Here is a 16,982-nt window from a genome sequence, read left to right as displayed (position 1 = left end):
TGGGGACGGGGATCGACCGGGTCCTCGGCCGGCCCGAGGCGGGTTTCACGGCCGACGGGCTGCCGACGCGGGTCGGCCTGCGCGGCGAGGTCATCGAGACCGCGCTGCGCGGCAACCCGGACGGCCGGGGCGGGCACCTGTATCCGCTGCCGGGCTCGGGGCGGCCACGGCAGGCCGAGGTGGCCGGGTCGCTGAACCGCAACGGGACCTTCCAGGTGGAGAGCACGACCGCCGAGCGGGCGACGCACAGCGGTCGGCTGGCGGGCGACATCGAGGAGATCCGGCCCGGCCGGACGACGCGGACGATGTTCCCGAAGCACTGGACGACGGAGCAGGCCGTGTACGCGGCCGAGCAGGCGCACCTCGCCGCCCGCCGGGCGGGCGACGTCCCGCCGCTCGTCCCCTCGGCGGGTGCCGGGCTGCTCGACGGCCCGCGCCCCGGTGAGCACCCGCTCAGTGCCCGCCGGACGGTGGGCATCGAGCGCTCGGGCGAGCTGACCTACCACTTCCTGGGTGAGTACGCCGGCGTGCGGATCGAGGGCGAGGTGCGGGGCGAGCAGATCGTCTCGTTCCGTCCCTCGACCTGGCAGGACGGGCTGGACAAGCCCGCGCACCTGCCCTGGCGTTCCACCGAGGGCGCGTTCGGCCAGGCGACCGAGGACCACGTCCGCTACGGCAACCGCCACACGCTCGACGGTGTGCACCACCAGCCGACGGCGGAGTCCGGCGAGTTCTTCGGCATTCGGGTCAACGAGCCGTGGATGAGGAACGACAACGGCACCTACCGGGCCGGGGTGTGGTTCCTCAAGCCGGGCATCAACCCGGACTCCCCCGAGGCCAGGCACCCGGACTCCTGGCGCCGGCGGGACGACTGGCAGGCCCACACGTTCTACCCCAGGAACTGGACGCCCTCCACGGTCGAGCACGCGGTCTCGGAGGCGTACGCGAACCGTCGTCAGCAGAGCCCGCCCGGTGCCGGGCCCGAGCACTGGATCGGCACGGCACTCGGCGTCCGGATCGAGGGGATCACCCTGGACGGCCGGCACCTCACCCACCGCCCGACCCTCGACCAACCGCACCGGTTGTGGAACGACTCCACCATCGTCGCGGAGTCGCCCCAGAACACCGTCTCGCTCGCGCCGGGCCGCCAAGGGAGGCTGCGCGCAGTCCAGTTCGCCGGCGACCAGACGGGGACCGAGCTGACCGTTCCGGTCCACCTGAGTCCGGACGAGGTGGCGACCGACCCAGCCGGGCTCCAGGCCAGGCTGCAGTACCAGGTGGACAGGTACCTCGGCCAGGGAGGTGACCTGGCGCGGCTTCGGCTGGCCTTCACCGACGACCCGGCGGCCGCGCACAGTCGTGGGGGGAATGCCGGGGATGTGGTGTCCTGGCTCGGACGCCTGGAGAGCCCGAACGCGAGCCGGAACGATGCTCGTGGCCTCATCTACGCCCTGACGTCGGACGTCTATGTCCTCTCGGAGCATCAGGGGCAGTTCCTCGGGGAGTACATCCACTCGCTGGCCGGGCAGCATCCTGTGGGGGCCCTTGTCCCGCTCCCGCGCGCCCCTCAGGCGGTCGAGGCGGCGCCACTTCGCGCGCCCGGTCTGCCCGGGACGGTCGAACCCCTGGTCATACACCCCGATCCGGAGGAGGTCGGGCCCGGGAACCCGCCGGCGGGGGACGGTCCGGAGGCGTCGCCGCCGGGGGGCGTGTACGACGAGCACATGGGCGGGATGGTGGACGGTCTGGCGAGTCTGCTGGCGGGGGACGGTCCGGAGGCGTCGCCGCCGGGGGGCGTGTACGACGAGCACATGGCCGGGATGGTGGACGGTCTGGCGAGTCTGCTGACGGGGGGCCCGGGGGACCTCCCGCAGCACTTCGCACCGGGCACCACGGACGGCGGCCCGCTGCACAGCGGCATCGTCGGGGCCGTGGGGCCGGACACCCTGTCGGTCGGCAATCCCGCCGGCGCCGGCGCCGGCGGCCCGGCCCGGGCCCGCACCGTTCCCCCCGCCGGCGGGGTCTGGCACCCCGCGACGAACCTCGACGGGACGCCGACCGAACCGGTGCGCCCCTCCGCCTGGCCGGCCGACAGCCACAGCACGGACCACAACGGTGTCGTGCGGGTGTACGACTGGTCGCCGGTCGACGGAGTCGCCCCGGGGTCGCCGGAGGCGGCCCTCCCGCAGAACCTGCGCCGGCCGGCGCAGGCCGCGGGCAGGGGGGCGTACTACCCGCGGGACTGGACGGCGCAGACCACCGCGCAGCATGCCGTCGAGGCGTTCGTCAACAGGTTCCGGACGGAGAACATGCCGGCGGACTCCCTGCACTGGGTGGAGGGGCCGCAGGGCCGACGCCTTGAGCAGCTGCCCAACGGCACTGCCCAGTACTGGGTCGGTGAGGCGGGCGGTGTGCGGATCGAGGGCATCGCCGTCGACGGCCGGATCGTCCTGCACAGCCCGACCCTGCACCAGCCGCACGCGCCGCATGCCGGCTGGCCCGGTGAGGACCACGTGGCCCACGTCGGCGACGCCCACGTGCCGGTCGCCGTGGCCCTCGGACCACCGCTGACCGTCCGGCGGGTGCTGTTCGACAGCGGCCAGGAAGGCCTGGAGGTCACCGCCGAGTTCGAGCTGCGGCACCCCGGAGGCCTCGAACACCCTGAGGCCCAGGCGATGATGGAGCACCTGCAGGGGCTCGCCGACGCCTACGTCCAGGACGCCGTGCTCCGGTCGCCCGGTGCCCCGCCGGTCCGGCTCCGGCTGGAGTTCGACGACGTGTCGGAGGGCCGCCCGCGCATCGACATGCGGGAAGACACCGTGACCGGCTTCGACGAGCTGGCGCCCGCGTTGGCCATGGAGGTCGAGCAGGCCGGGCTGCACGGTCTGCTGGACCAGCTCGTCGACGGGATGCCGCCGCTGGACCCGGGGGCCCGGCTGCACGCCGTGTCGGTCCCGTCGCCGCACGACGGCACCGGGACCGGGCCGGGCGACGGCTGGGTCCACGGCCGGGCGGAGGACGTCGCGTCGTCGTTCGCGTCCGACCTCGCCACCGACGCCGGCCGGCGTCTGCCGCAGGACTGGCCGGCGGACGCGCGGCGGTATGCCGCGCACGTGGTCCGGACGAACAACGCGGGCACGCCCCTCGCCGACGCCGTCGGCGGGGCGGCGGTCCCGATGGTTCACCGCGGTTCCTTCGGCGGCCTCCGGATCAACGTCCGGACCGAGAACGGTCTGATCACCGACTTCTGGGGCGAGGCACACCACCGCAACGTCTCCGTCACGGAGGACCTGGGGCGGCCCCTCACCACCGTGGGACCGCCGGAGTGGGAGTTCGTCCGAGGACTGGAGGCACGTGATGCCCAGGGGTTCGAGGTGCACCGGCGCGACCTGCCGGGAGGGGACCACGAGAGTGTGGTGACGGTCCGGCTCCACCTGGACACCCGCGGCCTCGACCTGAGGGATCCCGGAATCCGGCAGGCGCTGGACGAGCTCAGGGCCCGGATGGCGGAGGGCGTCGATCGGACCTACAACCTCGGTCAGCGGCTGCCCAACGGCGATCTGCTGAGGGTCCGGGCCCAACTCCTCGAAACCCCCGGTCCGGCCGCCCGGACCGTGGCGATCACCGCCAGGGACGGGCGTGAGCACCATCAGCAGTGGCACCTGGGCACCGACGCGACGACGCTCGCCCACGAGCTCGGGCACCACCTCGGGCTGCCCGACGAGTACGCCGAGGCGAGGCCCGGTCGTGGACGCCGCCCCGTGTATCCGGACGGGGGCCTGATGGGATCCCTGCGCACGGAGCCCGACGGCCGGGCTTCGATCGGCGCGGACCACCTCGGCGGGGGGCCGGTCCGCATCATGACCGACGGGGTCCTGCAGCCGCGCAACCTGCGCCAGCTGGGTGCGGGTATCGACCGGACCCTCGACGGGGTCACCCAGGGCTACACGGCCGACGGGCTGCCGAAGCGGGCCAAGCTCGGAGCCGACGTCATCCGCGCCGCGCTGCACGGCGAGGACGGACCGCGCGGCCGGGGCGGCCACCTGCTCCCCTCGTCGAGCGGGGACCGGGAGCAGCCGCGTGTGGTGGCCGGTTCCCTGAACCGCAACGGCACCTTCGAGGTGGCGGGGGAGGCCGTCGAACGGACGGTCCGGACCAGCACCCTGGCCGGCGACATCGAGGTGCCCCGCTCCGCTCCGACGACGCGGACGATGTTCCCCAGGCACTGGACGGTGGAGCAGGCCGCCTACGCGGCCGAGCAGGCCCACCACGCCGCCCTCCGGGCGGGCGAACGGCCGTCGGACGGCGGCATGCCGGACGGCGGCAACCCGCTCACGGCCCGCCGGGAGGAGGGGTACCAGCGCAGTCGGGCGACCGCGGAGAGCAGCGCGCGGGAGCGGGGGGCGGACAGCACGTACCACTGGCTGGGCGAGTACGGCGGCGTGCGGATCGAGGGCGAGGTCCGGGGCGACCGGATCGTCTCGTTCAGGCCGTCCGAGTGGCAGGACGGCCTGGACGCGGCCGCCCACCTGCCGTACCGCTCCGCCGGCACGTTCACCACCGCCGCCGACCGGTTCCAGCACTACGGGGACCGGCGGGAGCTCACCGGTGTCCACCACCACCGGAACCCCGTCGCCGCCCGGTTCCACGGCGTGCGGGTCGACCCGTACCCGCGGTCGGCGATGAACGAGAACGGCACCTACCGGGCCACCGTGTGGTACCTCAGGCCCGGGATCCACCCGGACTCGGTCGAGGCCCGGCTCCCCGCCAACTGGGAACGCCGGCAGACCGGCGAGGAGGGCCACACGTTCTACCCCGAGCGGTGGACGCGCGACCGGATCGAGGCCGCGGTGGCGGAGGCCTACCAGCAGCGGAGGGGCCCGGGGGAGCTCCTGCCCGACGGCTCGGAGCGGTGGAGGGGTCTCGGCGACGGCGTGCTCATCGAAGGCATCACCACCCAGGACGGCCGGCACCTGGTGCACCGGCCGGCGACCTCGCAGCCGCACAGCCGGTGGAGCCCCAACCAGCTGTGGCGCTCCGAAGGCCTGCCGGTGGACCTCGCCCCCGGGCGGCGTCTGACCGCCCGCCACTTCATCTTTCCCAGCGGACAGACCGGCGTCACGATCGACGTCCCCGTCCACGTGTCCAACGAGGTCACTCCGCAGGAGCGGACGCGGCTGCAGAACCGGATCAACGACTACCTCACCGAACCTGCGGGGCCGACGTTGGCCCGGGTGCGGCTGGTCTTCGTCGACGACCCCGCGCAGGCCCGCAGCCTCGCGCTGAACCCCATGGTCTTCATCGGCGAGTCGGAGAGCCGGGCCCTGGGGGCGCCGGAGCAGGACCGGGCCGCCATCCTCGGCGGGGGCCGGCGTGACGCCCTGATCGCCCTGATGCCCGACGTCATGAACATCACGCACATCACCGGCCGCAGCCTGCCCGATGTCGTTCGGGGCCTCGCCGGGCAGATGCCGACGCACCTGGGCCGGACCACGTACGACCCCCCGCAGACGCAGCCGCTGCGTACGCCGGACCTGCCCGGGACGGCGAGGCGTCCGGCGGATCTTCAACTGGTCGACATGGCGGCGTCGGTCGCCGCGCGGGTGAGCGACCAGGCCATGCCCGGTCTCGCGGCGGGGGCGGGGCACGGAATGCCCGCACACTGGTCGCAGGCGGACCGCAGGAACGTGGCCCTCGAAGTCCTGGAGGAGTTCCGGCAGCGGCGCGCGCAGCAGGGCGGGGCTCTCCCCCGGGTGGGGACCGTCATGCACGAATTCCCGAGCCATCGGGTGACGGTCAGTTTCGTGGACGGTCTCATCACCGATTTCTGGGCCGAACCGAACCCCGCGGCCGGGCACCAGGCAGGCCCCGGGGCGCCGCTGCACACGCCGCTGCACACCACGGACGAGCACACGCCGGTGCACACCACGGACGAGGACGTGTACCCGGACAGCCAGATACTCCTGGACGGGGACGCCGAGCCGGCGCTGCTGCACACCGCCTCGGTCCACGGAGCGGGGTCCGCCGACGCGGCCGGCTCGGCGCGCACGCCGATCGGGCAGCCGGCCGGCGGGGTCTGGCACCGGCGCACCCCGGGCGGCGCGCCGCCCGAGCCGGTGCGGCCGAGTGCCTGGCCGGCCCCGAACCACACGGTGGACCACAACGGTGTCGTGCGCGTCCACGACTGGTCGCCGGTCCCGGGGGTCACGCCCGGATCGGTGGAGGCGGGCCTGCCCTGGAACCTGCGCCGCGCGGCCGACGCGCCGGGCAAGGAGGCGTACTACCCGCTGGACTGGACGGCGCAGATCACCGACCAGCGGGTCCAGGAGGCCTTCGCCAACAGGATCTACGCCGATCGCGAGACCCCCGGCACCCTGCACTGGGTCGAGACACCGCTGGGCCGCCACCTCCAGCCGCTGGGGGCAGGCGAGGTCCTGCGCTGGGTGGGCGAGGCGGGCGGCGTGCGGATCGAGGGCATTTCCGTGGACGGCCGGGTGGTCTTCCACAGCCCGACCCTGAACCAGCCGCACGCTCCCCACTCCGCCTGGTCGGAGAACCATGTCGCCCACCGTGGTCAGTTCCACGAGGCACAGGGTGAGGACTACGGCATGCGGGTCGACGTCCGACGGGTGCTGTTCGACAGCGGCCAGGAGGGCGTGGAGCTCGTCACCGACATCGAGCTGCTGCACCCCGACGGGATGGACGCCCCGCAGGTCCAGGCCATGAGGGAGCACCTGCAGCAGCTCGTCGACACCCACCTCCACGACGCCCCGCGGGTGCCGGGCGCCACCGGTCTGGTCAGGATGCGGCTCAACTTCGTCACCGGCTCCGAGGACGCGCCGCAGGTCGACGTCGCCCACGAGACCATCACCTCGTTCGATGAGCTGTTCCCGGACCTCGCGGAGGCCATGGGCACCTCCGGGCTGGACGCCCTGGTGCGCGAATTCATGGCCGGCGCACCGCCGTTGGCCCCGGGCGCGCGACTGCTGGCCGTGGCGCAGCAGCAGCAGCCTTCGGCCGGCGGCTGGGTGCACGGGGAGGCCGGGGACATCGCGCAGCGGTTCGCCCCGGTCCTCGCCGACGGCGCCGGCCGCAGCCTGCCCACCACGTGGTCGCAGGACACGAGGCGGTACGCCGCCCACTGGATCGTGACGCACAGCGAGGGCGCACCGGCCCACGAGGCCCCGGCCGGTGGACCCCCGGCTCCGGTGGTGCACCGCGGCAGCTTCGGCGACGTCCGGATCAACGTGCGGACCGAGAACGGCCGGATCACCGACTTCTGGGGCGAGCCGCTCGCCCGACGGGTCTCCGTCGATGAGCAGTTGGGGGCCCCGCTGGCAACGGTGCGGCCGCCGACGGACGCCTTCGTCCGGGGGATGGAGGAACGCGCCGGCCAGCGCTTCGAGGTCCACCGGCGAGACCTGCCCGGAGGGGACCGCGAGACGGTACTGACGGTCCGGCTCCACCTGGACACCAGTCGGCTGGATCTTCGGATCCCGGAAATCCGTGCGGCACTGGAGGCGATGAAGGGGCGGCTGGCGGAAGGCGTCGACCAGGCGTACAACCTCGGCCAGCGGCTGCCCAACGGCGACCTGCTGCGAATCCGCGCCGGCCTCGTCCACACCGCCGGTCCGGCCGCCCAGACCGTCGTGATCCACCCCGAGTCGATGCGCGAGCACCACCGGGCCTGGCACCTGGGCACTCCGGCATTCGTCCTCGCGCACGAGCTCGGCCACCATCTCGGGCTCCCCGACGAGTACCGCGAGGCGAAGCCCGGCAACGGGCGCCGCGCCCAGTACACGGACGGCGGAATGATGGGATCCCAGATCCTGATCCCCGACGGCCGCTTCGACCTCGACAACGACAACCGCTACCGGGCGGCGCCGGCCCTCGCGACCGACCTGGTCATGCAGCCGCGCAACCTGCGGCAGCTGGGGACGGGGATCGACCGGGTCCTCGGCCGGCCCGAGGCGACCTTCACGCCCGACGGGCTGCCGACGCGGGTCGGCCTGCGCGGCGAGGTCATCGAGACCGCGCTGCGCGGCACCCGGAACGGTGACGGCGGCCACCTGTACCCGCCGCTGGGCTCGGGTCGGCCGCGGCCGACCGAGGTGGCGGGGTCCTTGAACCCCAACGGCACCTTCCAGGTGGGGGCCACGACCACCGAGCGGGCGACGCACAGCGGTCGGCTGGCGGGCGACATCGAGGAGATCCGGCCCGGCCGGACGACGCGGACGATGTTCCCGAAGCACTGGACGACGGAGCAGGCCGTGTACGCGGCCGAGCAGGCGCACCTCGCCGCCCGGCGGGCCGGTGACGCCCCGCCGCTCGTCCCCTCGGCGGGTGCCGGGCTGCTCGACGGCCCGCGCCCCGGTGAGCACCCGCTCAGTGCCCGCCGGACCGTCGGGATCGAGCGGTCGGGTGAGGTGAGCTACCACTTCCTGGGTGAGTACGCCGGGGTGCGGATCGAGGGCGAGGTGCGGGGCGAGGAGATCGTCTCGTTCCGCCCCTCGAACTGGCAGGACGGGCTGGACATGCCCGCGCACCTGCCCTGGCGTCGTACGGACAGCACGTTCACCCAGGCGACCGAGGACCACGTCCGCTACGGCAACCGCCACCTGCTCGACGGTGTGCACCACCAGCAGAACCCGGTGGCCGCCACGTTCCGCGGCATCCGGGTCGACGAACCGTGGAAGGTGAACGACAACGGCACCTACCGGTCCTCGGTCTGGTTCCTCGACCCCAAGGTCCACCCGGACTCCCCGGAGGCCAGGTTCCCGGAGTCCTGGCACCGGCGCGCCGACTGGCAGACGCACACGCTCTACCCCAAGAACTGGACGCCCGCCCAGGTCGAGCAGGCGGTGGCGCACGCGTACGCGAACGCGCAGCTGAGGACCCCGCCCGGGGTCACGCCCGAGCGCTGGATCGGGATGGCCGGCGGCGTGCGGATCGAGGGGATCACCCTGGACGGCCGGCACCTCACCCACCGCCCGACCGACGTTCAACCGCACCAGCGGTGGAGCGCCGACGACGTGGTCGCACAGTCCACCCCCTGGGTGGGGCAGCTTGCCCCGGGGGTGCCGGCGACGTTCCGTCATGTGCGCTTCGACAGCGGCCGGGCCGGCGTCGAACTCTCGCTCAACATCCACCTCGGCGCCGGGGACTCGGCCCCCGCCCGGGCCGACCTGCAGCGCCGGGTGGACGAGTACCTCGGCCGCAGCGCCGGACCGTCGCTGGTCCGCCTGAGGCTGGACTTCGTCCAGGACCCGGCGCAGGCCCTGCGCACCACCGGCCACGACGCCGTCACCCTGCTCGCGGCGACGGACCACCAGGCCCGTCAGCTGGAGCCCCAGCAAGCGGCAGCGATCCGCAACGGGGCCCTCCAGTCGGCGCTCGACATCCTGCTGCCCGACGTCCGGGCGATGGCCAACGGCGACCTCCCGGGGTACATCCGCTGGCTGGCGGAGAACAACCCCGGCCAGTTGCACCAGCTGGCTCCGACGACCCCGCCGCCGCCTCCGCTGCGGGCGCCGGGAGAGCCCGGGACGGGCGTCCGTCCGCAGGCCGTCACCAGCATGACGGAGACCTACACCCCGAGGGTGGACGCGGCGATGCCCAACCCCGCCGCCGACGCGGGCCGGGGCATGCCCGACCACTGGTCGGAGCCGAACCGGCGAAGCCTCGCCCTCCACGTGCTGGAGAACGCGCAGAACCAGCTCGCCCGGACGCGGCTCCAGACACCCGGCGCGGTGCTGGCCCCGGTCATCGGGCACTCGTTCCCGACCCACCGGGTGTTCATCCGCCAGGAGAACGGACTGATCACCGACTTCTGGGCCAGGCCCGTGACGCAGGGCGGCGCCACCACGCACCCCGTCCTGCAGCACACCATGTCCCCGGGCGGGGCGGACGGCACCCCGCAGTCGAGCCGCAGGCCCGGCGACGTGGAGGAGTTCGAACCGGCCGGGCCCCGGGTGAAGGTGGCGGGCGACGGCCTCTGCCTGCTGCGGGCGGTCTCCGTGAGCGCACCCGACCTGGTCGAGCGGTGGACGGCGCGATCCACCGACCCGATCGAGGGCCTTCGGCGTCAGGTCGAGGACCACTACCGGCAGTTGGACGCGGCGGAATTCCCGGCCGAGGTCGTGTCCGCCCTCCGCTGGCAGCGGCTCGGCAGCTTCGACGCGTTGAGTGACAGTGAGCTGCTCCTGCGCATTCCGGCCGAATCCCGGGACGCGTATGTGGGACTGAGCCGACACGAACTGGTGGACTTCGCCGCGCAGCACGTCATCGCGGCCACCGAGCCGGTATCGCCCCACGAACGCGCGGCACTGCTCCGGACCATCCGGAACTGGCGGGGCGAATGGTCGTCGGACGCGGGAGAGATGCTTCCGCCGGCACTGGCCCATGCGCTGGGTGTCCGTCTCCGGTTGATGAACCACGACGGCGTCCACGACTTCGGCGGCTACGGGCCGGCGGACGGGCGACGGGTCGCGGTCTACTACGACGTGCGCGGTAGGCATTACGACGGCAGCAAGCCGATCGAGCCGCCCGTGCTCATGGAGCGAACCTCGGGCGGGGAGTCGTCGCAGCAGAAGTCCGATTCGTCGGCGGCGCGCAGGCTTGCCGAGGAGGAGACGGCGGCGCTCAAGCTTGCGGAGGAGCAGGAGGCGGCAGCGCGGAAGGCTGCCGAGCAGGAGGCGGTGCGCAAGGCGGCGGAGGAGCAGGAGGCGGCCGCGCGGAAGGCTGCCGAGCAGGAGGCGGTGCGCAAGGCGGCGGAGGAGCAGGAGGCCGCGCGCAAGGCTGCCGAGCAGGAGGCCGCGCGCAAGGCGGCGGAGGAGCAGGAGGCCGCGCACAAGGCTGCCGAGCAGGAAGCGGCGCACAAGGCGGCGGCGGAGGAGCAGGAGGCGCGCAGGCTTGCCGATGACGAGCGGCTTCCGTCACAGGTCGGGGCACCCTTGCCGGTCGGTGGGGAGGACGTCCTCAGCCTTCTGGAATCGGTCACGAGCACCGCGCCCGAGATGGTCCGGCGCATCCTCGGCTACTCGCCGACGCAGGTGCTGCCGGACCGGCTGGCGACGCTCCTGCGGGAGTCTGTTTGGGAGTGGGTGAACACCGAGTACCGCCCGATGCCGAGGGAGATCGCGAACCTCGTCGACATCGGCCACCGGCCGGGGCTGAGGGAGGAACTGCGGCACGTGCTCGTCCGGAACCGGCTGAGGTCCATGGTCGACGACTGGGCGGTCACGGCGGCCGGACCGGAGGCGGCCGTGCTGCCGGCCGTGCTGGCGCATGCGCTCCGTATCCGGCTCCAGGTGGTGCGCGAGAGCGCCGGCGGGGTGGAGCTCGTCGCGGAGCTCGGGCCCAGGGACGGTGAGATCGTGTCGGTCTATCACCGCGACGGCAGCCGCTACGACGCCAGCACCTCCATCCCCCGGGAGTCCCGGTCCGCCGAGTCGGAGGGGCTCAGGAGGGAGGCGTCGGAGGAGCCGAAGCCGGAGGAGCCGAAGGAGTCGAACCAGGACAAGTCGGAGGAGCCGAAGCAGGACGAGTCGGAAGAGCCGAAGCAGGACGACTCGAAGCAGGACGACTCGAACCAGGACAAGTCGGAGGAGCCGAAGCAGGACGAGTCGAAGCAGCCGAAGCAGGACGAGTCGGAGGAGCCGAAGGAGCCGAAGCAGGAGGAGCAGGACGAGACCGACTCCCGCCGGGACGACCTGTCGCCGGAGAACAAGCCGACGGACCAGAACCCCATCGAGCCGGCCGAGCAGCGGGCTCCTGCGCAGAGCGAGATCGTCGAGGAGCCGTTGCCGACGATGCCCGAGCCGGAGAAGCCGCCGGTGCCGGTGGGCCCCGCCAAGGGCGGGCACATCGCGGGCACGGACCTCCTGATCGGCCTGACCGACCACGAGGCGGCGGCGCGGAACAAGGTCGTCGCCGTGATCAAGCGGATCATGGCGGGCGACGAAATGGCGGCCCGGGCCTTCGCCGACGCCTACTTCGGTCCGGCGACGCTGCGCCCGATGCTCTCCGCGCTCTCCCGGGGCGAGGTGTGGGTGGCTCCCTTCGACGGCAACGGCTGGAGCGGGAGCATCGCGCTGCGTGCCACGGTCGAGAAGTCGACGTTCCTGCGTCAGGAGAAGATCGAGGTCGAGAACGGCGCGGACCGGTCGGTCATGACCGGGACGCGTGGTGATGTGCGCTGGCAGTACAACCTCGGCTTCCAGGCCAAGCATTCGAGCAGCTCCGGTGACCTCGCCGAGCTCGCCGGCTACTTCCACGACCGCGGCCACGGCGAGGTCAGTCTGGACAGCGGAGGGATGGTGGCGCGTTCGAAGACCTCCGAACCCGCCAACGTGTTCACGTCGGAGATCAGCCTGGAGATCGACTACAGCAAGCTCCGGCACGAGGGTTCCACGGTTCGCACCGAGCAGGGCCACACCACGGAGAAGGTGGAGATCGGCGTGACCGTGGCCGTCCCGGTGCGCGAACCGCTTGCGCCGGGCACGCCGGAGCAGACACCTCCGCAGCGTCTCCAGGACGGTCGGGTCGGCGGCCAGGACATCGTGCTGGACCTCTCGCCCCGTGGCGAGCGCCAGGGCCGACGGCCGGTGGAGGTGCTGCTGGACCATGTGGAGAAGGTCCTGCTGAAGCCGCTGGAGGAGTCCCGGCTGAAGCCTGTGGAGGAGGGCCGGCAGGAATCCGCGGAGGCGAGGACGAGGAGGCTGGAACAGGAGGAGGCCGCCGCCCACTGGCCCGAGCTGCGGCAGAAGATCCTGGCCGAGGTCGACTTCGCCCGTCTCCAGCGGGACTTGAAGAGCATGACGGCGGGTGAGCCGCTCACGGTCGTGCTGACCGACCGCTCGGGCCGGACGGTCGCCGCGGCCGAGATCACCGCCAGGGTCGACGGCCTGCATCAGGTCGGCGCCACCAAGGAGACCGAGTTCAACATCGGAACCACCGTCCAGCAGGTGCGCAGCAGCCTGACGAACCGTGGCCACGCGGGTCAGCTGCCGATCGTGCCCACCTTCGGTCCGAAGCTGGACGGTCCCGTGGCCGGCGCCGGAGCCACGGGGCGGCTGGGGCGGGAGTTCGTCGAGGTCTCGGGGCAGAGCCGGGTGTCCCAGCTCACCAGCAAGTCCAAGGTGCCCGGCGTGATCTACGACGGCAGCGTCGAATTCCAGGTGACCTTCAAGGACATGACCACGGGGTATGCGGCGGGCGACGCCGGTGTTCGGATCCTCGTCGACAAGGCGGACACGAAGACGCCGGAGCCGGCGTCGGATTCGGCCGGCGGCTCCCAGCAGACCGTCGTGCCGCCGACGTACGACGTCATCAGGCCTCCGGACAGCGTCTGGCCCACCGGGGCCGGATCGCACGGGCTGGGCGAGTCCGTCGTCCTCCGGGACCTGGAGGGCACCGCCGAGCTGCGCCAGGCGGTGGACAAGAGCGGCGCGGCGAAGTTCCCGGGCGGGTGGAACTCGGTCAGGGAGGAGGTCATGCACCTGCTCAGCCAGCCGAAGCTGGCGTCCAGGCTCACCGCGATGACCCGGGGCGAGCCGCTGGAACTGAAGCTGCACGGCAAGGACGGCATCGTGGTCACCGCCTTCGCGAAGGTCGAGAAGATGACCCTGGTGCGGGAGGACGGCAAGGCCGAGCTGAACCCGGTGAACGAGACCGGCGCCTTCGCCGCCGAGCGCCGGCTGCGCGCGCGCACCTACGCCGCCCAGGGGCAACTCGGTGGCAGCGGTGCGAGGGAGGCGCTGGGCGGTGAGGGCGTCCTCACCGGCGGCACCCAGCAGCGGGACCGCTTCGCCTGGCGCGGCCGTGACGCCGACCGGGTGTACGCCAACGGCAAGTACCCGGTCGCGCAGGTCATCTACCGCGCCGAGCTGATGGTGGACATCCATCTGGGCAAGGTCGGCGACGAGCCCGACGTCTCGGCACCCGTGCATGTCGAGGTGGGCCTGGATGCCCGGGAGACCCTCAAGGAGGGGACGTCCGACAAGGTGACCGTCTTCGAGGGACCCAAGGAGACCGACACCGGTGCCGGCGACGGCGGGACGATCTCCAGCGCGGGTGGCAGCAGCCGGGGGAGCGACGGCCACCCCACGGAGACGTCGACCAGCAGCTCCCACCGGAGCGAGGACCAGACCGACAAGTACGTCGCGCCGCGCAGGATGAGTGAGAACCATGAGCTGAACGCCTCCTACGTCGTCCACGGTCTGAGCGACGCCGGCAAGGTGCGCAGCACCATCGAGGAGGCCGTGCGGTCGAAGTACGGTGAGCCGTCCGACGAGGTGAAGCGGCGGATCGGTGAGACCTTCGACCGGGTCGCGCTCAGGACCCAGCTCTCCCAGCTCACCCGGGGCGGCAGGATCACCGAGACCGTCGCCGGCCGGCTGTGGAGCGCCGAGATCACGGTCACGGCCAAACTGGGAGACGCCAAGTACCACTCCATGGCGGGGAAGTACGAGTTCGAGTCCGGCACCCAGTCGTCGAGCGGCCAGGGCTATGCGTGGGACCGCCTCAACCGCCACCAGGGCGGATTCCTGGGCAAGTTCAAGTCCAAGTTCGTCGATGTCACCGGCGGTTACACCTACCGGCTGGACCGTACCTACGGCGATGCCACGGACACCGTCGGATCCGTCTCGAACCGGGGCAAGCACACCGAGGCGGCCGCGTTCTTCGACGTCGCCGCGAAGTACGACGTCGAGGTCAGGTACAAGTGGCTGAACGTGCACGACGGCTCGTACACCGATCACGTGACGGCGACCGCGAGGGTGGCCGTCCCGCTGCGTGATGCGGAACCCCTGCACGCGTCGTCGGAGCGGTCCACCGAGAAGCAGCCCTCGGGCTTCCTGGACGGCCGCCGGCTGGATTCCTCGGCGATCGTCAGCGATGTCTTCCCGGTCCGGGAGACCGGCGGGACGAAGGAAACGGCGACGGGCGGGACGACGGCCAAGGCCAAGCACCTGCTGGGCGACTCGATCCTGGACCAGCTGGAGTCGAAGCCCTGGCCGCATCCGGACCGGAAGCCGGAGTCGGCGTCGGCGTCGGCGTCGGCGAAGTCGGGGAGCAACCCCTTCAGGAGCGACTGGGACGGCATCCGGCGGAAGCTGGTGGAGGAGCTCACCCCGGGCAGGCTCCAGGCGAGGCTCAAGGCCATGACGGCCGGTGACGAGATCGTCGTGCGGCACGGGCGGACCACCGTGCGCGTCAGCGCCGTGCTCCGCGACAGGATGGTCCACCTGGGCGAGTCCGGGGTCACCGAGTTCAACGCCGGTACCCAGGTGCAGCGCACCTTCGCCAGCTCCGACGGCGTCACCAACTTCGGTGCCGGCCAGGGCCACAACGTCACCGCCGGGGTGACGGGCACCATCCCGGTGGCGGGGGCGGTGCCGGTGACGGTCGGGCTGTCGGGCAACTTCGGCTGGGGCAAGGACCACATGGACCTCCTGAGCCGGACCACCGCGGCCGGCTCCGCCACCAAGGCCAAGGTGGCGGGAAGCGCCTTCGAGGGCGAGGCGGAGCTGCAGTTCGAGATCGTCCGGCGGCCTCTGTTCGGGGCCTCCGTGCACATGATGCGCACCGCGAGGATCGGCTTCGAGACCATCGTCGAGTCGGGTGAGACCCGGCCGGTGCCCCCGTCCAGGGAGAACGCCGCACCCAACACGGGGATCAAGCCGACGCGGACCCTCCCGGCGGAACCGCCCGCGCCGGTCACCGCCACGGTCCCGCCGGACCGGGTCTGGACGACCGGACTGCGCGACACCGACGTGCTGCGCTGGCTCGGCGACGTCGGAGGCGTTCAGGACCTGGTGCGGCTGCGCGGGCGGAAGTACTTCGGCACGGGGACGTGGCGCCGGATCGGCCACCTGGTCGGCAGCATCACCTCCCACAGCCACCTGTCGGCGCTGTTCGGTACCGCGAGCCAGGGCATGGAGATCGCCACGGCGTCACCGGGCCGATGGCTGCTGGGCCAGGACAAGGGCGTGGAGGTCCGGGTGAAGCTCGTCGAGCTCCGACACCGGGAGAACGACAGCGCCGTCGAGCTGAGCCCGTCGAACGGGACCTCCTTCGGCTCCGTACTGACCGAGCTGTCCGCGAAGCAGGCGGGCCTCCAGGGCCAGGTCGGCCTCAAGGTCCCCGGCGACATCACCAACACCCCGGGTCTCACCGGCGGAGCCCAGCGGGTGTGGCGCGACGGCGGCATGCTGGGCGACGCGGGCCAGGTGATCTCGAACGGCAAGTTCCCGACCCCGATGGCCCGCTACGCCGGGGCCGCCGAGATCGAGGTGACGTTCTTCGACGGAAACCGCGAAAAGGTCACCGAGAAGGGGGTCGTCCCGTTCACGGTCGACATTCCGCTGGCGGAAACGGTCAAGCGGGACGTGCCGGACGACACCTACGCCACCTTCACCGGCGAGCAGCGGCGAGGTGAGCTGCGTTTCGTCGAGAGTCCGACGGCCCTGCGTGAGATCCACCTGGCCCTGGAGACTCCGAGGGCGGAGCGGGAGGGCGGGAAGCCGAGGCAGCAGAGCGAGCTGACGGACCCCGAGATCGACCAGCTCCTGGGGACGTTCCGGGTCGGGAGGACGGCCTACGACGGGAAGTTCACGAGCACGAACGAGGACGGTCTCAAGCACATCCGCGCGACCCACCGGCTGGTCGAGCTGGCCGGCGGCTCCTCGACCGCCGCGGCCCGCCTGGTGCGGGAGCTGCTCGAATGGCCGCCCCGGGCGTCGTTGCGGGCCGAGGTGCTGCGGAGGGTGATCGGATTCATCGAAGAGCGGACCGCCGACGGGGGCACCGTCACGCTCGATGACCTCAGGGCCTGGGCCGCGACCCCGGTGGAGCCGGTTCCCGTGCCGGCGCCGGCGCCGGGTGCCGCGCCGACGCACCCGGGCCCGGACGTGGCACCGAACCTGCTGAACGACGTCGGTCCCTCGCTGGCCGACGACATCTTCAGGGCGCTGAACGGGTAG

At 72.6% G+C, this 16,982-nt stretch carries 1 protein-coding gene (cut by a window edge); it reads left to right on the top strand.

Going from position 1 to position 16,982, the window contains the following annotated elements; translation table 11 throughout:
• Nucleotides 1-16,982 carry the 3' portion of an EndoU domain-containing protein gene (locus tag ACIO5D_RS28985; protein WP_400798818.1) on the top strand. 18,658 nt of this gene lie to the left of the window's left edge, so 16,982 of the gene's 35,640 nt are visible here — the last part of the coding sequence; its start codon lies off the left edge, out of view; it ends in the stop codon at nucleotides 16,980-16,982.

Origin of the sequence: Kitasatospora sp. NPDC087315 (genome assembly GCF_044744345.1) — a bacterium.
In the GTDB taxonomy this organism is placed as follows: domain Bacteria; phylum Actinomycetota; class Actinomycetes; order Streptomycetales; family Streptomycetaceae; genus Kitasatospora.
Note: the sequence above shows the minus strand (reverse complement) of the source record. Positions and strands in the feature narration are given on the sequence as shown.